The organism is Sporosarcina aquimarina (assembly GCF_033253705.1).
GTDB lineage: Bacteria > Bacillota > Bacilli > Bacillales_A > Planococcaceae > Sporosarcina > Sporosarcina aquimarina.
The window spans coordinates 1-17,557 of sequence record NZ_JAUBDH010000005.1 but is presented as its reverse complement, the minus strand read 5'-3'; the positions used below and the strand labels follow the sequence as shown (position 1 = coordinate 17,557).

Annotated in this window: 16 protein-coding genes, 19 tRNA genes and 2 rRNA genes; 5 read left to right on the top strand and 32 right to left on the bottom strand. The window is 43.9% G+C overall.

Annotated features, from left to right (window positions below):
• The first annotated feature begins 69 nt into the window (after nucleotides 1–69).
• On the top strand, nucleotides 70–1,656 hold the full coding sequence (gene pckA, locus QT716_RS09185) for a phosphoenolpyruvate carboxykinase (ATP) (RefSeq protein WP_317935744.1): 1,587 nt from the start codon (nucleotides 70–72) through the stop codon (nucleotides 1,654–1,656).
• Between the two features lie 43 nt (nucleotides 1,657–1,699).
• On the opposite strand, the gene QT716_RS09180 is transcribed toward pckA, so the two are convergent.
• From QT716_RS09180 to QT716_RS09155, 6 genes are all read right to left on the bottom strand, one after another.
• Nucleotides 1,700–2,488 (bottom strand): alpha/beta hydrolase family protein, encoded by a 789-nt coding sequence (locus QT716_RS09180; RefSeq protein WP_317935743.1) that lies wholly within the window; start codon nucleotides 2,486–2,488, stop codon nucleotides 1,700–1,702.
• Nucleotides 2,478–2,933, bottom strand: coding sequence for an NUDIX domain-containing protein (locus tag QT716_RS09175; RefSeq protein WP_317935742.1), 456 nt, complete (start codon nucleotides 2,931–2,933; stop codon nucleotides 2,478–2,480). The genes QT716_RS09180 and QT716_RS09175 overlap by 11 nt, the downstream gene beginning before the upstream one ends.
• Nucleotides 2,934–2,987: 54 nt before the next feature.
• Nucleotides 2,988–3,317: a transposase gene (locus QT716_RS09170; protein ID WP_317935741.1), complete on the bottom strand. Its 330-nt coding sequence runs from the start codon at nucleotides 3,315–3,317 to the stop codon at nucleotides 2,988–2,990.
• 61 nt (nucleotides 3,318–3,378) lie between these two features.
• Nucleotides 3,379–4,698 (bottom strand): NAD-dependent malic enzyme, encoded by a 1,320-nt coding sequence (locus tag QT716_RS09165; RefSeq protein WP_317935740.1) that lies wholly within the window; start codon nucleotides 4,696–4,698, stop codon nucleotides 3,379–3,381.
• A 133-nt stretch (nucleotides 4,699–4,831) separates the two neighbouring features.
• Nucleotides 4,832–5,014, bottom strand: coding sequence for a putative motility protein (locus tag QT716_RS09160; protein WP_317935739.1), 183 nt, complete (start codon nucleotides 5,012–5,014; stop codon nucleotides 4,832–4,834).
• Between the two features lie 52 nt (nucleotides 5,015–5,066).
• On the bottom strand, nucleotides 5,067–5,516 hold the full coding sequence (locus tag QT716_RS09155; RefSeq protein ID WP_317935738.1) for a Dps family protein: 450 nt from the start codon (nucleotides 5,514–5,516) through the stop codon (nucleotides 5,067–5,069).
• Nucleotides 5,517–5,620: 104 nt separating this feature from the next.
• On the opposite strand from QT716_RS09155, the gene yidD reads away from it, so the two are divergent.
• Together yidD and QT716_RS09145 are read left to right on the top strand one after the other, a co-directional pair.
• Nucleotides 5,621–5,848: a membrane protein insertion efficiency factor YidD gene (gene yidD / locus QT716_RS09150; RefSeq protein ID WP_317935736.1), complete on the top strand. Its 228-nt coding sequence runs from the start codon at nucleotides 5,621–5,623 to the stop codon at nucleotides 5,846–5,848.
• Between the two features lie 92 nt (nucleotides 5,849–5,940).
• Nucleotides 5,941–6,915 (top strand): metal ABC transporter solute-binding protein, Zn/Mn family, encoded by a 975-nt coding sequence (locus QT716_RS09145; RefSeq protein WP_317935735.1) that lies wholly within the window; start codon nucleotides 5,941–5,943, stop codon nucleotides 6,913–6,915.
• Between the two features lie 40 nt (nucleotides 6,916–6,955).
• Here the strand turns inward: QT716_RS09145 and QT716_RS09140 are convergent, their stop codons facing one another.
• The 5 genes from QT716_RS09140 to QT716_RS09120 form a co-directional block, all read right to left on the bottom strand.
• Complete coding sequence (locus QT716_RS09140) at nucleotides 6,956–8,410, bottom strand: o-succinylbenzoate--CoA ligase (protein ID WP_317935734.1); 1,455 nt, start codon at nucleotides 8,408–8,410, stop codon at nucleotides 6,956–6,958.
• A gap of 62 nt (nucleotides 8,411–8,472) precedes the next feature.
• A complete protein-coding gene (menB, locus tag QT716_RS09135) occupies nucleotides 8,473–9,291 on the bottom strand; it encodes a 1,4-dihydroxy-2-naphthoyl-CoA synthase (RefSeq protein WP_317935733.1) in 819 nt (272 codons plus the stop codon).
• 17 nt (nucleotides 9,292–9,308) lie between these two features.
• Complete coding sequence (gene menH / locus QT716_RS09130; protein ID WP_317935732.1) at nucleotides 9,309–10,133, bottom strand: 2-succinyl-6-hydroxy-2,4-cyclohexadiene-1-carboxylate synthase; 825 nt, start codon at nucleotides 10,131–10,133, stop codon at nucleotides 9,309–9,311.
• Nucleotides 10,123–11,841 carry a 2-succinyl-5-enolpyruvyl-6-hydroxy-3-cyclohexene-1-carboxylic-acid synthase gene (gene menD, locus QT716_RS09125; protein WP_317935731.1) on the bottom strand — a complete coding sequence of 573 codons (1,719 nt, stop codon included), beginning with the start codon at nucleotides 11,839–11,841 and terminating at the stop codon, nucleotides 10,123–10,125. The genes menH and menD overlap by 11 nt, the downstream gene beginning before the upstream one ends.
• Entirely contained in the window at nucleotides 11,834–13,222 is a 1,389-nt protein-coding gene (locus QT716_RS09120) for an isochorismate synthase (RefSeq protein ID WP_317935730.1), read from the bottom strand. Before QT716_RS09120 ends, menD begins: the two co-directional genes overlap by 8 nt.
• 157 nt (nucleotides 13,223–13,379) lie before the next feature.
• On the opposite strand from QT716_RS09120, the gene QT716_RS09115 reads away from it, so the two are divergent.
• Both QT716_RS09115 and QT716_RS09110 read left to right on the top strand, forming a co-directional pair.
• Nucleotides 13,380–14,297: a 1,4-dihydroxy-2-naphthoate polyprenyltransferase gene (locus tag QT716_RS09115; RefSeq protein ID WP_317935729.1), complete on the top strand. Its 918-nt coding sequence runs from the start codon at nucleotides 13,380–13,382 to the stop codon at nucleotides 14,295–14,297.
• Nucleotides 14,298–14,549: 252 nt separating this feature from the next.
• The gene (locus QT716_RS09110) at nucleotides 14,550–15,278 is read left to right on the top strand and encodes a TraR/DksA C4-type zinc finger protein (RefSeq protein WP_317935728.1); all 729 of its coding nucleotides are present in this window, start codon (nucleotides 14,550–14,552) and stop codon (nucleotides 15,276–15,278) included.
• A gap of 43 nt (nucleotides 15,279–15,321) precedes the next feature.
• Here QT716_RS09110 and QT716_RS09105 read toward each other — a convergent pair.
• From QT716_RS09105 to QT716_RS09005, 21 genes are all read right to left on the bottom strand, one after another.
• Nucleotides 15,322–15,393 (bottom strand) — tRNA-Glu (locus tag QT716_RS09105).
• Between the two features lie 9 nt (nucleotides 15,394–15,402).
• Nucleotides 15,403–15,493 (bottom strand) — tRNA-Ser (locus QT716_RS09100).
• A 7-nt stretch (nucleotides 15,494–15,500) separates the two neighbouring features.
• A tRNA-Asn gene (locus QT716_RS09095) sits at nucleotides 15,501–15,575 on the bottom strand.
• Nucleotides 15,576–15,579: 4 nt separating this feature from the next.
• Nucleotides 15,580–15,653, bottom strand: a tRNA-Ile gene (locus tag QT716_RS09090).
• A 6-nt stretch (nucleotides 15,654–15,659) separates the two neighbouring features.
• Nucleotides 15,660–15,733: transfer RNA gene (locus QT716_RS09085), tRNA-Gly, on the bottom strand.
• Between the two features lie 5 nt (nucleotides 15,734–15,738).
• A tRNA-Phe gene (locus QT716_RS09080) sits at nucleotides 15,739–15,814 on the bottom strand.
• 31 nt (nucleotides 15,815–15,845) lie between these two features.
• Nucleotides 15,846–15,921, bottom strand: a tRNA-Asp gene (locus tag QT716_RS09075).
• Nucleotides 15,922–15,924: 3 nt separating this feature from the next.
• Nucleotides 15,925–15,999: transfer RNA gene (locus QT716_RS09070), tRNA-Met, on the bottom strand.
• Nucleotides 16,000–16,097: 98 nt separating this feature from the next.
• Nucleotides 16,098–16,190: transfer RNA gene (locus tag QT716_RS09065), tRNA-Ser, on the bottom strand.
• An 18-nt stretch (nucleotides 16,191–16,208) separates the two neighbouring features.
• Nucleotides 16,209–16,285: transfer RNA gene (locus QT716_RS09060), tRNA-Ile, on the bottom strand.
• 6 nt (nucleotides 16,286–16,291) lie between these two features.
• A tRNA-Met gene (locus QT716_RS09055) sits at nucleotides 16,292–16,365 on the bottom strand.
• Between the two features lie 21 nt (nucleotides 16,366–16,386).
• Nucleotides 16,387–16,462, bottom strand: a tRNA-Ala gene (locus tag QT716_RS09050).
• 12 nt (nucleotides 16,463–16,474) lie between these two features.
• Nucleotides 16,475–16,551 (bottom strand) — tRNA-Pro (locus QT716_RS09045).
• A 25-nt stretch (nucleotides 16,552–16,576) separates the two neighbouring features.
• Nucleotides 16,577–16,653: transfer RNA gene (locus QT716_RS09040), tRNA-Arg, on the bottom strand.
• Between the two features lie 42 nt (nucleotides 16,654–16,695).
• A tRNA-Gly gene (locus tag QT716_RS09035) sits at nucleotides 16,696–16,770 on the bottom strand.
• Nucleotides 16,771–16,778: 8 nt separating this feature from the next.
• Nucleotides 16,779–16,860 (bottom strand) — tRNA-Leu (locus tag QT716_RS09030).
• Nucleotides 16,861–16,893: 33 nt separating this feature from the next.
• Nucleotides 16,894–16,969: transfer RNA gene (locus tag QT716_RS09025), tRNA-Lys, on the bottom strand.
• Between the two features lie 8 nt (nucleotides 16,970–16,977).
• Nucleotides 16,978–17,053 (bottom strand) — tRNA-Thr (locus tag QT716_RS09020).
• 7 nt (nucleotides 17,054–17,060) lie between these two features.
• Nucleotides 17,061–17,136, bottom strand: a tRNA-Val gene (locus QT716_RS09015).
• A gap of 23 nt (nucleotides 17,137–17,159) precedes the next feature.
• A 5S ribosomal RNA gene (gene rrf / locus QT716_RS09010) occupies nucleotides 17,160–17,275 on the bottom strand.
• Between the two features lie 153 nt (nucleotides 17,276–17,428).
• A 23S ribosomal RNA gene (locus QT716_RS09005) occupies nucleotides 17,429–17,557 on the bottom strand; the annotation flags it as partial.

Below are 17,557 nucleotides of genomic sequence, written 5' to 3'. Positions count from 1 at the left end.
ATGTGTTATACTAATTCAAAATAAGACAGCCCGATTAAGGGTAATTAATGAAAAGGACGGTATCTACCTATGATTTCAGCGAAAATAGATAATGGACTCAAAGAACTTCTTTCTGGATCTAATATTACATTACAGCCTTCTGTACCAGTATTAGTCGAAAAAGCAGTTTCACGAGGTGAGGCGAAGCTATCAGCAGATGGAGCCGTTACTGCGCAAACCGGGAAATATACCGGCCGTTCTCCTAAAGACCGCTACATAGTTGAAGAAGCAGCTTCAAAAGACAAAATCGACTGGGGAGCTGTAAATCGTCCGATTTCAGAAGCTCACTTCGATTCTCTTTACAACAAAGTATTGAATCACTTACAGCCTAAAGATGAGCTATTTGTCTTTAAAGGCTACGCTGGGGCTGATAAGTCTTCACAACTTTCCATTCAAGTCATCAATGAATATGCATGGCAAAACCTATTTGTTCATCAATTATTCATCCGACCTTCAGAAGAAGAACTTAAAACTCATGAAGCACAATTTACAATTTTAGCTGCGCCTTCACTTAAAGCAGATCCTGCAGTAGATGGTACGGATTCTGAGACATTCGTAGTCATCTCACTCGAAAAACGTATTGTGTTAATTGGCGGAACTGAGTATGCAGGAGAAATGAAGAAATCTATTTTCTCTGTCATGAACTACTTGCTTCCTGAGAACGGGATTCTTTCTATGCACTGTTCAGCAAACGTTGGAGAAAAAGGCGATGCAGCTCTATTCTTCGGATTGTCAGGTACTGGCAAAACGACTCTATCTGCAGATGCAAACCGCAAACTAATCGGCGATGATGAGCATGGTTGGTCTGACCAAGGTATCTTCAATATTGAAGGCGGATGTTATGCGAAGTGCATTAATTTATCTCAAGAAAAAGAGCCTGAAATTTACGGTGCAATCCAATTCGGTACGGTTTTAGAAAACGTTGTGCTTGATCGGGATTCACGTAAGCCAGACTACGATGACAATACACTAACAGAAAATACTCGTGCGGCTTACCCAATTGATAACATAGACAACATTATTCTTCCATCAGTTGCTGGGCATCCTGAAACGATTATCTTTTTAACGGCAGATGCTTTTGGCGTGCTGCCTCCAATTTCTAAACTAAACAAAGAACAAGCAATGTATCACTTCCTTAGCGGATTCACATCCAAGCTAGCTGGAACTGAACGCGGGATTACTTCTCCAGAAGCTACGTTCTCAACTTGCTTTGGATCACCTTTTCTTCCATTGCCTGCTACAGTTTACGCTGACATGTTAGGTAAGAAAATTGACGAGCACAATTCACGTGTCTTCCTCGTTAATACAGGTTGGACGGGCGGAGCTTATGGTGTTGGAAAGCGCATGAGCTTAAAACATACTCGTACAATGGTACGTGCAGCGCTTTCAGGAGAACTTGATAACGTAGAAACAGAAACTTCAGCTACATTCGGACTTCAAATTCCTAAAGTGATTGACGGAGTTCCAACTGAAGTGTTGAACCCGCGCAACGCTTGGAGCGACCCAGCAGAATACGATGCGAAAGCGAAAGAACTTTCCCACCTGTTCAAAGAGAACTTCAAGAAATTCACTCACGTTTCAAATGATATCATTCAAAAAGGCGGACCCATCATCTAATTGGTTATGACAAAAGAACCTTCCATAGCGGAAGGTTCTTTTTCTATGGCTGTTCGCTCATCCATTTCGTTAGATCCCGCACAATTTGCGCATTGTGCCCTGAAGGAAAGTGATGTGTATAGTCTTTAAAATACCACGTTTCATACTCTTTTTGTGCTTCACGCAGTGCATCTTCTAACAGGATGGCTTGTTCAAACGAAACATTCTCATCCTTCATTCCATGGATGATTAAAACTGGGGCACTGACCTCTTCCATTCTAAATAGCGCAGTTCGTTCTCGATATGCTTCAGGTGCACTATTCGGTGAGCCGCCGATCACTCGCTTCATCATACGTCTCATATCTTCCCGCTCATTATACGTGAAGACAACATCGGAAACACCGGCCCAATGAACTGTAGAGGTAATATCTTCACGCAAAATAGCAGTCCAGAGCGCCATTATGCCGCCTCTTGAAAAAGAAAATAAGTGAATGCGGCCATCTCGCCATTTGGGACGCTGTTTTAGTACATCCACTGCATGAACAGCATCCAGGATGTCTTCACCAGCAAATTCATCCCGACCTTCTCCCCCGCGGTTTCCTCGATAGTATGGAGCAAATACAACGAAACCTTGACTTGCAAATTGTGCAATCCGGGCAGGTCGCGCCATCCCAATATGTTGAATTCCACCTCTTAAATAGATGATTCCTTCATATTCGCCATCTTTTTTCGGTTCAGCAAGCATTCCTTTTACTTTTAACCCGCCAGAAATATACGTGATTTCAGTAAGTGCGATAGAAGGGGTAGGCGACGGATAGTCACGTTTAGAAACGATTTGAGCGTCATTTAGCATGTTGCTCAACCCAATTTCTTATTTCTTTCATCCCTTTATCTTTCATATGGAAGCTTAACGTATCACAGTTATCCAATTCGTCGTCCGTTAACCAAAGTGCACCTTCCGTTTCAAAACGCTCTGCATGAATATCTAAGTCAACAAAGTCTGCAGTAAAGACTGCTTTGCAAAACGGCGGATCCGTGTACACAACATACTCCGCAAACTTTTCGAGATTGGTTACAGTGACGCCTGTTTCCTCCATTACTTCACGAGCAGCAGCATCTTCAATTGTTTCCCCCGGCTCAGCTTTCCCGCCAGGAAATTCAACTCCACGAATCGTGTGAGTTGTAAGCAGCCATTTTCCATCATGTTTCAGGACTACCAAAACATGACGCGCCTCTAATTCCTGTTCACCGAAGACGAGCTCAACCCGACTTCCTTTTAAGTCGTCAAATGTTAACATGACTGCACATCCTATCTAATCGAACAGGCGAACCCGCTGCATACGTACACTTCTTTACCTCGTTACAGGTTGCCTGAAAAAAGGAAGGTCCTCAATGAATGCCTGCGAATCCTTATCCGTAAATTCATGGATGAGTGCGTATACTTTGTGTAATCGCCGGTCAATTTTGTGATTATCTCGATCATAATGATATGGAACATAAGGTAAATGCGCACGCAAGAAGTTGATGAATTCCAGCTCATTTGTCTGATCAAACAAATGATTAAAAATTTCTACGTAATCTTTAGGTATTTGCACTTCAAACTCGTAAGGCGAGTCGTGCTGATGCATATTGATCGACTGGTGAACAACTGATACATACATTGTATATTTTCCATCTGCCATTGAAATCCCATCCTTTTTTTGAAATAGTATGGGCAATTGCAGCTCAAGTATGTGCTATTCGTCATATCGATGCTAAATTGGCAACTTTTTCAACTGCTTCCGCTACGTTTTGATGGACATTCGGGTCTAACGGATGCGGTACGAGATCACCGTGTTTCGTTGAATCCAAAATTGCAAGTGCAGCTGCAATTAGCATATCGTAGGTGATTTTGTTCGTCTTCGCATTCAGTGCACCACGGAAGATTCCAGGGAATCCAAGTACATTATTTACAAGTCGACCATCAGCTGCAAAAGCAGCGCCTGCTTCTAGTGCAACTTCAGGCTGAATTTCAGCGTGAGGATTAGACAAAGCCAAAATGATTTGTCCAGGGCGTACCATTTCCGGTTTGATCAGCCCTTTAACACCCGTTGTCGCAATAACAATGTCACTCGTTGCCATTACTTCTTCTAATGATTCTGCTGTTGACCCACCATGTGATACTAACCGCTCTAATGCGCTTTCGTTCATATCGATGCCTTGCATCTTTTTAACACCGTATGCCATCATCATACGACTAATTGCCAGGCCTGCTGCGCCTAAACCGATTTGCCCGACAACGGAGTCCTCCAGGTTCACCCCTGCTTGACGGCATGCGGAAAGTGTTGAAGCAAGTGCGACTACTGCTGTCCCATGCTGATCATCATGCATAACAGGGATATCCAGTTCAGCTTTCAGACGTTCTTCAATCTCGAAACAATGTGGAGAACCGATGTCCTCTAGTAAGATTCCGCCAAAACCTTGGTGGATATGTTTCACTGTTTCCACCACTTTGTCTGGATCACTTGTATCAAGTAAAATTGGAATCCCGCTAATACCTGCAAACTGGTCAAACAAGACGGATTTTCCTTCCATTACTGGCATACCCGCAACGGGCCCGATATTACCTAACCCTAAAATAGCTGTCCCATCTGTTACGATTGCTACAGTATTTGAAATACCCGTGAAAAATTGAGCTTGCTGTGGATCTTTTTCAATCACTTTACAGACATTCGCAACACCTGGTGTGTAGACACGGCGTAAATCCCCGAGTGAGCGGATTCCAACCTTGCTCTTCATATGTATCTTTCCGCCTTCGTGTGCACGAAGCACATCGTCAGAAATGGCTTGAACTTGTATTCCTCCGCCAATATCATTAATAGCTGTTACGATTTTGTCGAGTTGTTCCACATCATTACATTGAACAGATATATCGCGTATGGTGGAAAGAGTACCTACTTTAATCGTCTGGATATCGCCAATATCTCCTTCGAGCTGCCCAATGGCATATGCAACTTTCGCGAAATTACCAGGCTTGGATGGCGTTTCAATAATTAAATTTCGTAAATAGGGTGTATTTGGCATTCTGAATTCTCCTTTACCTGTATAGAACAAGCTATATGTTTTAATCACAGACCTATTTTACACATTGATGTAGAAGAGTACAATGATGTACATAAAACAATGCATCTCTCCGATAAGGAAAGATGCATTGTTTTTATGCCTTAATATCTACTGTTGAACCTTTGTAAGGGTGTGATGCTTCTGGCATAGATTGAAGCATTTCAGCCGCTGCTGATGCATTTGAAGTCATCGCCTTGTCCAATATTGAAAGCTTCACGGTGGACTGCAGACTACGCAGCTGACTAGACATGATTGATGAAATATCCATTACAATCATCTCCTCTCCCCCTACTTATCGGTACAACCATCCAATTATAAAGGTTTGCTTATTAATTGTTGTCTTCTCCAAGGAATGCATTCAACATCCATTGATGCTTTTCTACACTTTGATAAATAGCATTTAACAGATCTTCCGTCATGAAATCACCTGCATCGCCAGCTAATTTCATACCGTTCTTCAAGGACTTCATGATTTCGTCAAAGTCACTGACAATAGCTGCTACCATTTCTTCAGCCTTCTCATTGCCGCTAGCTTCTTTAATAACTGCTTCAGACAAATGTTCTGTCATTTTTGCTGTTGGTTTTCCGCCTAACGTTAAGATGCGTTCCGCGATATCATCCATGTGCTGCGTTGCTTCATCATATAATTCTTCAAACTTCGCGTGTAAAGTGAAAAATTGTTTTCCTTTTACATACCAGTGATAATTATGAAGTTTTGTATACATCACTGACCATGAAGACACCTGTGTATTCAATTCTTTAATAAGTTCTGCTGACATAATATAATACCCTCTTTTCAATGTGATTTATCTAATACGTCTCTCTGTTAATTTACCACGAAACGGTATAAACTAAACGTAACAATTCTCTAGGAGCGGTTCATTTGAAAAAGTTAGTTTTACTACTCATTCGCTTTTATCAAAAAATGATTTCTCCCCTTACGCCCCCTTCTTGCAGGTTTTACCCAACCTGTTCACATTACGGAGTTGAAGCTGTCGAGACTCATGGTGTCATTAAAGGACTTTTCCTTACAATTATCCGAATTTCAAAATGCCATCCCTTCCATAAAGGCGGGTTCGATCCAGTTCCTGCTAAGAAAGAAAAAGTCTAATAACTCTTTCAGTTGTCAAGTACCTATTCTTCTAGTATGATGAGTAGGTACTTTTTTAAATCGTAATGATTACGTATTGGAGGATTAAATTGATGACTAGAAAGAGAATTTTAATTGGACTATTGCTATTAACACTCGGTCTTGGTGCTTGTGGGAATGGTGAAAAAAAGAAAGACAGCGCATCATCCGATGGAAAAGTGTCTGTTTATACGACAGTTTATCCGCTGCAATATTTTGCTGAACGAATTGGCGGAGATACTGTAACGGTGAAATCCATATATCCTGCAGGCAGTGACGAGCATACCTTCGATCCAACACAAAAAGAAATGATGAAACTTGCGGATGCGGATTTGTTTTTCTACATCGGTCTAGGACTTGAAGGTTTTGTTGAAAATGCAGAAAAAACATTGAACAACCAAAACGTTAAGCTGCTTCCAGTAGCTGATCACATCGATCCTTCCAAGTTAATGGAAGGTCATCACCATCATGATGGAAATGAGCACGGTGATGGCCATGGTCATGATGAGCACGAACATGCAGAAGGACAAGTGGATCCTCACGTTTGGATTTCACCTGTACTCAGTATCGAATTAGCAGCTTCAGTTCGAGATGGTCTAATTGAGCAATCTCCCAAAAACAAGGAGTTGTACGATACAAATTTTGAAACGTTAAAATCCGATTTAGAAGAATTGGATAAAGAATTCGTTTCGATGGCTGAGGATGCCCCTTCTAAAACATTTTTTGTATCCCACGCAGCATTCGGATACTTAGCTAATGAATATGGCTTGGAACAAATCGCGATTGCCGGTCTAAATACTCAAAATGAACCTTCTCAAAAAGAACTGACAAAAATCGTAACAGAAGCAAAAGAACATCACGTGAAAACAATATTATTCGAGCAAAACGTCAGCTCCAAACTTACAAAAGTGGTACAGAATGAAATCGGCGCAGATTCTGCCGTTCTTCACAACCTTTCAGTCCGCACAAAAGAAGATATCGCGAATAATGAAGATTATCTTTCCTTAATGAGACGAAATAGTAGCGTGTTATCCAAAGCACTGCATTAAAAAGACAGCAGAGAAAACGAAGTGTTTTCTCTGCTGTCTTTTATTCTACATTCATTTCCGCCACACATTCACGGAGTGTCTTTCGCATTAATTTATTTGAAGCATTGCGTGGTAATTCATCTGTAATATAAAACGCTTTCGGCACTTTATACGAGGCAAGCTGCTGCTTACAAAATGCGTCTAAGCTTTCGAGGTCAACCGTATTTGCAGCGACTATAAATGCTGCTGGAACAGCCCCCCACTTTTCACTTGGCATAGCGCAGACGCCCGCTTCTAAGACGTTAGGGTGTTCAACTAATACTGCTTCTACTTCTGCGGGGTAAATATTTTCGCCGCCTGAAATAATTAAATCTGAACGGCGATCAGACACAAATAAGAAGCCTTCCTCATCGAAATAGCCGATATCTCCTGAATGCAGCCATCCATTTTCTGTAGCCTGCTTATCAACATGCTTTCCAATGTAGCCTTTCGTCACATGAGGGCCTTTAATGAGAATTTCACCTTTGTCAAATGGCTCCTCAGCACCTTCAATCCGGATGTCTGTAAAAAACAATGGCTTTCCCGCTGATCCCGGTTTCCGTAAAGCATCTTCAGCTGACAATGTAGCAGTTTGAGAACTCGTTTCTGTCATTCCATATGTCTGCATGACAGGAAGACCGCACTGTCCAGCTCGTTTTAAGTAGCTAACTGGAACCGGTCCACCGCCCACTAGCATAGTTCGGAATTTAGGATGTATCAGCAGGTTATCATTTTCAATTACAGTCAATAACCGTTCAAGCGTGACCGCCACAACCGACATTCCTGAAACGTTACCACTTACAATTTCTTGAGCCGCCACTGCGGCATCAAACTTTTCGAAGAGCCGCACTTCTGTCCCATAAAGAACGGCTCTGGCTAAAATCGAAAACCCGCTGATATGGAACAGCGGCATCATATGAAGCCATGCATCGCCTTCATGTAATCCACTGTTCAACACTGCGGATAACGCACTAGCTGTATGGTTTTCAGCCGTTTGACGTACACCTTTAGGAAAACCTGTTGTTCCTGATGTATACATTATTGTAAGTACCCGATCTTCTTCCCACATACTTTCAAGCTGCATGGGAATGGGTTCGAGTTCAAGAAAGTTTGTATAGGAGACAGACCGGAAATTTGCCTGACGCCCCTTTTCACTAAACGCATCATCGAAGAGCAATAGATCCGATTGCGAGTCTTTCATCTGGTATTCTATTTCCTCAACGGTGAGCCGTGCATTAAGAAGCACCATCTCTACGCCAGCTAGCATGCATCCATGTATTAACATTGCCATTTCGGCAGAAGTCGCGCCTAGCAGAGCAATTCGATTTCCTCGTTGCAAGCCCAGTGCATTCAGCTTATTCGCTCGAATCACTGCTTCTTCTTTCAATTCTATATAGGTCCACGTTTTGCCTTCAAAACTCAGTGCGCGTGCCCTAGGAGTGAGCGCTGCACGTTTTAACAACCAATTAGGGATCAATTTCACCTCTCCTTTCCATAAGAAAAAACTGCCAAGTAGGCAGTCTTTTCGTTTGTTAACCATTAAGGGAAGCGTGGGAATTGACCGAAATCAGGTTTACGCTTTTCTTTGAATGCATCGCGTCCTTCTTTTGCTTCGTCTGTCGTATAGTACAACAACGTAGCATCTCCAGCCATTTGCTGAAGACCTGCAAGACCATCTGTGTCTGCATTCATCGCTGCTTTTACAAAACGGAGTGCAGTCGGGCTCATGGATAGCATCTCTTCACACCATTGAACGGTTTCATCTTCAAGCTGCTCGTAAGGGACAACTGTATTGACCAATCCCATATCCAAAGCTTCCTGTGCACTATACTGACGGCACAAATACCAAATTTCACGTGCTTTCTTATGGCCGATAATACGTGCAAGATAACCTGAACCATAACCTGCATCAAACGAACCGACTTTAGGTCCTGTCTGTCCGAAGATTGCGTTGTCTGCTGCAATTGTCAGGTCACAGACAACGTGTAATACGTGGCCGCCGCCAATTGCAAAGCCAGACACCATTGCGACAACTGGTTTTGGAATGACACGAATCAGGCGCTGCAGATCGAGAACATTCAAACGAGGAATCTCGTCTTCTCCTACATATCCGCCATGACCGCGAACTTTCTGGTCTCCGCCAGAACAGAATGCCTTTTCGCCTTCTCCTGTTAAAACGATGACACCGATACTTTCGTCGTCACGTGCGCGAGAAAAAGCATCGATCATTTCCATTACCGTTTTCGGACGGAACGCATTGCGTACTTCCGGTCGGTTGATTGTCACTTTCGCAATTCCATTATACTTCTCATACTTAATATCTTCGTATGTATGAAGCGTTTCCCATTGTCGTGTCATGGTTTTCCTCCTAGAAATCAATTTTGTTTTGCAACCTCATTTATTATTGTAGCAAATTCCACAGGTTTTTCCACGTGGATTGCATGGCCCGCATTTTTCACACTGACATGTCGGACGTTTTTCAGTGAGTTCTTCATTTCTCCAGCGATTGTTTCAAACTTGGCATCACAGGATCCTGTAACAAGCGTCAAAGGGAATGTCAGCGAAGAAAGTACTCCCCAATAAGAGGGCTGACTGCCTGTTCCTATTCCAAGCAAACTGTTCGCAAGTCCTCTTGGATTTTGAGATAGACGTTCTGCGCGTATTGCTTCTTGTTTGACAGCAGGCAGCGCTTTCTGAGAATTGAATAGAGCAAGGTTTTCCCAAAAGTCCACGAAATCCTCTATCGGTTTTGTTAACAGTCGCCCTGCTAACTTGGCATCTCGCTGCATACGTTCAGATCGCTCAGATTCCGTTTTTAGGCCAGGCGATGCACTTTCCAATACCAATGCTTGAATTCGTTCAGGATGAGCTGCAGCATAGCCTAAAGCGACTCTCCCGCCCATTGAATATCCTACTAATATGAACTTCTGAAGATTCAATTGGCTGAACACTTGCTCCAAATCTTCTATCTGCTTTCTCATCTCATAATCCGTACTGTTTTCGGGACTGTCAGAACGTCCATGCCCCCATAAATCGATTACTGCGGTCTGAAAACCGTCTCCAAGATGTGAAATGACTTCCCTCCATGTCTCGCTGCTGCCAGTAAATCCATGAAGGAATACAATCGCAGGAAGTGACGGATCACCTGTCCGCTGCACATGCATCTTATGTCCAGTCACTATAATCGTATCAGAGCCCATTACGGTCGAGCTCCTCCCCTATGGCATTCCATAATTCCCTGTGAGCCGTTACATTTTGTCCACGGTCCGAAATCATCTCGATAATACGCAGTGGCGCTGTTTTGTCTTCTTTCAACTGCGTTTCAAGCTGATCGAGGGATGAAACCGAATTGTATTGAATACCGTACATTTCTGCAATCGGCGCAAATGACAACCCAGTTGGCGTGCCAAACAGCTGTTCAAAATGATTAGGAATAGATGCTTGAGGCAGATAAGAGAAAATACCGCCGCCATCATTATTGCTTACGATAATTGTCAAATCCATTGTCTTCATTCGCGAGATCAGTAATCCATTTACATCATGCATGAACGACAAATCCCCAATAAGGAGCCAAGCAGGTCTTTTCCGAGCGGTTTGAATTCCGAGAGCCGTAGAAACAACACCATCAATTCCGTTTGCACCACGATTCGAGAACATGGCAATATCCCGTTCCGTTTTTCGGAAGTAAGTGTCTAAGTCGCGGATCGGCATACTGCTGCCGCTGATTAAATCACTGCCGTCTGGCAGATAGCTCAGCAATGTACGAACGAAGTCCCCTTCGTGTACACCTTCACTCTGATAACCAGCCGTCAGATGGGAAGCAAGCTCATTCGCTTTACTCCACATTTTTGTGAATGCAGCATCTTGACTTGCACTCGCTTCAACATTCAGTACTTCCATCGCGTTCACTTGGAGATGGTGCGTCGCAATCCCTAGCGGATCACGAAAAATCGGAGACTCATCCACAACGATAAACTTTGCAGGTCGGACTTTCTTCAAAAATAACGTAAGCGGCTTAGACACCGGCTGGGGTCCGATTCGAATTACAGTATCCGGCCCAGCTTGTACTGCAAATGATTCAGTTTTCAATAAAGCATCATAAGAATCAATGCATAAATGATGACAAGACTTTGGAACTTCCGATCGTAAATTGGATAATGGATCACAGATAACAGGCCAATTCATTCTTTCTGCAAATGACCAAACCTGTTTTTTATCAAAACCGGGAATCCATTCACCAACCACTAATACACCACGTTCAGAAGAACCAATCCACTTACTGACTTGATTCTTTTGCTCCAAAGTCAATGAAGTATGTCCTGCAATCCGTTCTGTAAACGAGACAGAAGGATGCTCTTGTTCAAAATCGATAAGCAAGGGTTCTCTAAATGGTGCATTAAGATGGACAGGTCCTTTAGGTTCTGTAACCGCCATACCAACACTGCGTGCAATTTGTCTTTCCAAAAAATCGTCAACTGCAGCTGAATCTTCTGGTATTGGTAAATCCACATCGTATTTCACATGCGGTTCAAACATCCCCATCTGCCGGATAGCTTGAGGAGCACCGACATCGCGCAATTCATGCGGACGATCTGCTGTAATTACAACGAGCGGAACCCGGGCATAATACGCTTCAGTCACTGCAGGATGATAATTGGACGCAGCAGTTCCAGATGTGCAGAGCAGCACGACAGGTTGTTGAGTAGCCTTTGCTAACCCTAGTGCAAAGAATCCAGCAGAGCGTTCATCTACTTGTAAATGGACATCGATCTTCTCCGTAGATGCAAGTGCGTATGCTAATGGCGTTGAGCGGGAACCAGGACTAATCACGGCTTGCGCAACACCCATACGCACAAGGCTTTCTGTCATCCTTCTAACATGATTGGTTAGCGTTTTACGATTATCCATTCAAAGAACCTCCAAGTGCTCGTAACATCGGTCTGAATTTAACCCACGTCTCTTCATATTCCTGTATGGGATCTGAGTCTGCGACAATTCCGCCACCAGCATATAGCCATGCATTATCTTGTTCTAACAATGCAGAACGAATTGCAACGGCAAATTCACCGTTCCCAGAAGCATCTGTCCATCCTACGGGTGCAGCATAGTAACCTCGATCGAGATTTTCTTCCTGTCGAATCAGTTCCATCGCAACAGTCGTTGGGACTCCTCCGAGGGCGGGTGTCGGATGCAGAGCTTTTACGAATTGAAAAATACTGCTTTCTGAACCCAATTGCCCTTGGACAGGTGTATGCAAATGCTGAATATCCCGCACCTTCATTAGCTTCGGTCGTGTCGCCGTTGTATAGGAAGCACAAAGTGAGTCGAATACCCCCGTAATCATATCCACGACATATTGATGCTCTTCGCGGTTCTTTTTATCATCCAGCAATTCATCACCAAACTGCTTATCCTGTTCAGCGGTGCTTCCCCTTTTAATGGAGCCTGCAACACAGGCAGAAAACGCTTGTCCATCTTTAATTTCAATCAGACGTTCAGGCGTTGCACCGAAAAAGAATTGGGTTCCATTCTCAAGTCCAAAATTATAACTGTCACGCTGCTCGTTGGAAACAGAATGCAGTGCAGCAGCAGGTGAGATCGGCTGTTCAAATTGAAGAGCCAGCTTGCGTGCAATGACAACTTTCTCAGCTTCCCCATTTTGGATTTTTTTTGTAATTTGTTCTACTGCTTTTAAATACTGCTCTTTTCGCAGCTCTTCCATCGCTGTAAGTGCTGGCTTTGCTATGGTAATAGATTCTTGTACTTGAGCCATGTGAATAAGATGGTCACGCTGCTTACGCAGTGCTTCAAATTGAAGAGCCGTTTCAGATTCTTCAGAGATGAAGTTAATCGCAACAAGTGTTTTTCCATTTTCTATCTTCAATTGAAATGTGGGCACAGCAAAAAGCGCATTCGAAAAATTTTCCCACTCTGAAGGAACTGAGGAACGTTTTTCATCAAAAGAAAATCCGCCAAACAGCACAGGGTCCATGTCTTTGTCTTCTTTAATAAGTGCTTCGCAGTAGTGTTTCCATTTGGATTCGATCGTATCAAAGCGATCCGTTCCAGTTTCATCGGTTAACGTCAACGCATGTCCAATCCCGACGAGTGTCATCGTTTTAGATGCATTTTCCCAATAAAACCGATGCGAATCATGGATGAACGCCCCTGCCTCAAAAAAAGACAGCGGTGAAATTCCGCCCGCCTCAATTGTTTCTGTAAAGAAGCGGACATGCGGCATAGCTGCCGTTCTTTCTCGGCTAGGTAAGTCCGTAAGCTTCCGATTCATAGTATTCTCTCCTCTTGTGGCCAACTCTCAGTGCCAATTCTACTTCCATTATAGCGGATATAAGGCAACCGCGCATTTTTAAGAACCTGAAGGATTCCGTAATTGTGCCGAATAGAGTACAATAAGACTTGCATGTTTAAAAGAAGGAGAGAAAGAAATGCACGATACAATTAAAGTTGAAACTGGCTGGAGAATGTGGTGGCAGTTAACTCGGCCACATACATTGACTGCAGCTTTTGCTCCCGTATTCTTAGGTACAATGCTTGCCTTGCCATTCGGCAGACTGAACTTCTTACTATTTGCTGCAATGCTGCTAGCAAGTGTATTCATTCAAATGGCGACAAATATGTTTAATGAGTATTATGACTTCAAACGCGGTCTCGATACAGCTGACTCTGTCGGTATCGGTGGAACTATTGTCCGAAACAAAGTAAATCCGAAGACGATTTTAAATCTGGCATTGTTTTTATATGGCGTTTCGGTTCTGCTAGGTATTTACATCTGTATGGAGACATCTTGGTGGCTTGCAGTCGTAGGCTTAATATCGATGGCAATCGGTTATTTCTACACGGGCGGCCCATACCCGATTGCATACACACCGCTGGGTGAACTATTCTCTGGTGTCGTGATGGGGATGCTGTTAGTATTGATTGCATTTTACATCCAGACAGGCACAGTTACTGAACGCGCTATTTTATTGTCTATTCCAAGTGTCCTCCTTGTTGCTGCAATTATGATGGCAAACAATATTCGAGATTTAGAAGGCGACAAATTAGGCGGCAGAAAAACACTCGCTATTTTATTGGGACGGGAAAACGCAATCCGTATTCAAATTGGATTCTTCACTTTATCATTTGCATGGATTATTGCGTTAGTTCTTTTTGGCGGTTTAACTCCTTGGAGCCTTCTCGTAATCCTATGTGTGAAGAAACCAATAACCGCTATTCAGATCTTCAAGAAATTTGAACTTCCTTTGCAAGTGATGCCTGCTATGAAGTACACAGCACAAACAAACACGTTCTTCTGTCTGCTACTTGCCATCGGATTATTAATAGGACATCTGATCTCAAATTAAAAACTTAAAAAGAGGCTGTTAACACGTTAGTTAGTACTGACTATGTTAACAGCCTCTTTGCTTTTCTTATTAATTACAGACACATTCCCCTCGTTAGGTACTTTTTCCATGATAATGAGAAAAATACAAATGACCTGCAAAAGGTTTAATAACATCGCTAAAAAGGAAATCATTGAATTAACAGCAGATGTGTAAGTAAATTTGCTGTTTCGAAACATAATAGAACGTAAATCCATAAAGGACGTGACCACAATGTTAACAAAAGAACAAACGACTAGCTTAAAAAAAGAATTACTTCGCTTGCAGGACGATCTTACAGCGACAGAAAATAGAACAGATGTGGAAGAAAGTGCCCAAGAAGAAGTCGGGGAGCTATCCACTTACGACAATCACCCTGCTGATATGGGGACGGAGTTATATGATCGTGAGAAAGACAGAGCTCTTAACGTACATGCTAGTTCAGAACTAGAGAAAGTAGAACAAGCGTTAGAAAAAATGAACGAAGGTTCTTACGGAGTTTGTGAAGTTTGCGGCAAAGAAATTCCCTACGAGCGTTTAGAAGCGATTCCATATACGACATTCTGCGTAGAGGACGCTGTCCAGGAAGTTCCAGACGACCGTCCAGTGGAAGATGATTTATTGAAGATGGCGAACCCAAATACATTTGCTGACAGACGTGATGGAGCATATGAGGATGGGATTGACAGCTTTGAAGCAATTGCGAAGTCAGGAACATCTGAAACCCCGTCTGATTTTACGGGCGACCACGATGATTATGAATCGTTATACGATACTGCGGTTGAAGACGAAAGTACAGAGGACATCGATGTAATTGCAACAAGTAACATGGAAGGCGAACCATCTGGTATCGTTCGAGGAGATACAACTTTAGAGTACGAACAAGAACTGGATGAAGAGGGTTTGGAGTCAGAATTAGGAGATATCCCTTATCGGCGAAAAGACAGTTACACGGATAACTAAAAAAAAGTTCCTAGCTGCAAATGCAGCTAGGAACTTTTACGTATGACCCCTACGGGATTCGAACCCGTGTTACCGCCGTGAAAGGGCGGTGTCTTAACCGCTTGACCAAGGGGCCAAACAAATATGGCGGAGAAGGAGGGATTCGAACCCTCGCACCGCTTTCGCGATCTACACCCTTAGCAGGGGCGCCTCTTGAGCCACTTGAGTACTTCCCCGAAAATATGGCTCCGCAGGTAGGACTCGAACCTACGACCGATCGGTTAACAGCCGATTGCTCTACCACTGAGCTACTGCGGAATAGTGGGCCTAAGTGGACTCGAACCACCGACCTCACGCTTATCAGGCGTGCGCTCTAACCAGCTGAGCTATAGGCCCTTAAATTGGAGCGGGTGAAGGGAATCGAACCCTCATCATCAGCTTGGAAGGCTGAGGTTTTACCACTAAACTACACCCGCAAGTATGGTGGCTCAGGACGGAATCGAACCGCCGACACAAGGATTTTCAGTCCTTTGCTCTACCGACTGAGCTACTGAGCCACATATCGTCATGTTGACTATGTATGAAAAATGGCGGTCCCGACCGGGATCGAACCGGCGATCTCCTGCGTGACAGGCAGGCATGTTAACCGCTACACCACGGGACCATTTGGTTGCGGGGACAGGATTTGAACCTGTGACCTTCGGGTTATGAGCCCGACGAGCTACCACTGCTCCACCCCGCGATAATGTTATTTAGAAGACATAGTCTGAATGACGCTCAAAGTTCTGTCTTATGCAAAGTTACGAATTACTGATATTCAAGTAACAAAAGAAGTAAAAATGGAGGAGGTAGAGGGATTCGAACCCCCGCGGGTTTTGACACCCCTGTCGGTTTTCAAGACCGATCCCTTCAGCCGAACTTGGGTATACCTCCATACGGTAAAAGCAATACTGGTGGACCTTGCAGGACTCGAACCTGCGACCGGACGGTTATGAGCCGTCTGCTCTAACCAACTGAGCTAAAGGTCCTTTAGATGGCGGCAGAGGGGATCGAACCCCCGACCTCACGGGTATGAACCGTACGCTCTAGCCAGCTGAGCTACGCCGCCAAGAAATTTATTAAAGTGAATTGGTGGAGCCTAGCGGGATCGAACCGCTGACCTCCTGCGTGCAAGGCAGGCGCTCTCCCAGCTGAGCTAAGGCCCCTCTTTGAAAAGATGGTCGGGAAGACAGGATTCGAACCTGCGACCCCTTGGTCCCAAACCAAGTGCTCTACCAAGCTGAGCTACTTCCCGGGTTTAAATCTTATGAGTTAAAAGTTGGCGCGCCCGGCAGAAGTCGAATCCACAACCTTCTGATCCGTAGTCAGACGCTCTATCCAATTGAGCTACGGGCGCATATATGAAAAATGATTCACTTAGTATTTTAAGGTTATACAGTGGAGCGGAAGACGGGATTCGAACCCGCGACCCCGACCTTGGCAAGGTCGTATTCTACCACTGAACTACTTCCGCATAGGAGATGCGGGTGAAGGGACTTGAACCCCCACGCCCGAAGGCACTAGATCCTAAGTCTAGCGCGTCTGCCAATTCCGCCACACCCGCATATTATTGTAGTCCTTAAATCTAATTAAGAAATGGTGAGCCATGCAGGATTCGAACCTGCGACCCTCTGATTAAAAGTCAGATGCTCTACCAACTGAGCTAATGGCTCGTACTAAGTGGTGCCGGCGAAAGGACTTGAACCCTCAACCTACTGATTACAAGTCAGTTGCTCTACCAGTTGAGCTACACCGGCACAAATATGGTGGAGGATGACGGGCTCGAACCGCCGACCCTCTGCTTGTAAGGCAGATGCTCTCCCAGCTGAGCTAATCCTCCATATATCACGCATTGCTGCGCTTGCCTGGCAACGTCCTACTCTCACAGGGGGAAGCCCCCTACTACCATCGGCGCTGAAGAACTTAACTTCCGTGTTCGGTATGGGAACGGGTGTGACCTCTTCGCCATCATTACCAGACAATGTGTGCATGTCCTATTTCAAGGACATTTACTATTATATACTACATACTATGTAATATGCAATACTTTTTTGAAAGAACTTTTGTTCATTCAAAACTGGATAAAATCAACATTGAAACTCAAAATAATCATGCAATTCTTTAACTTATATTTGGGAAAGTCCTCGATCGATTAGTATCTGTCAGCTCCACATGTCGCCATGCTTCCACACCAGACCTATCCACCTCATCATCTTTGAGGGATCTTACTTACTTGCGTAATGGGAAATCTCATCTTGAGG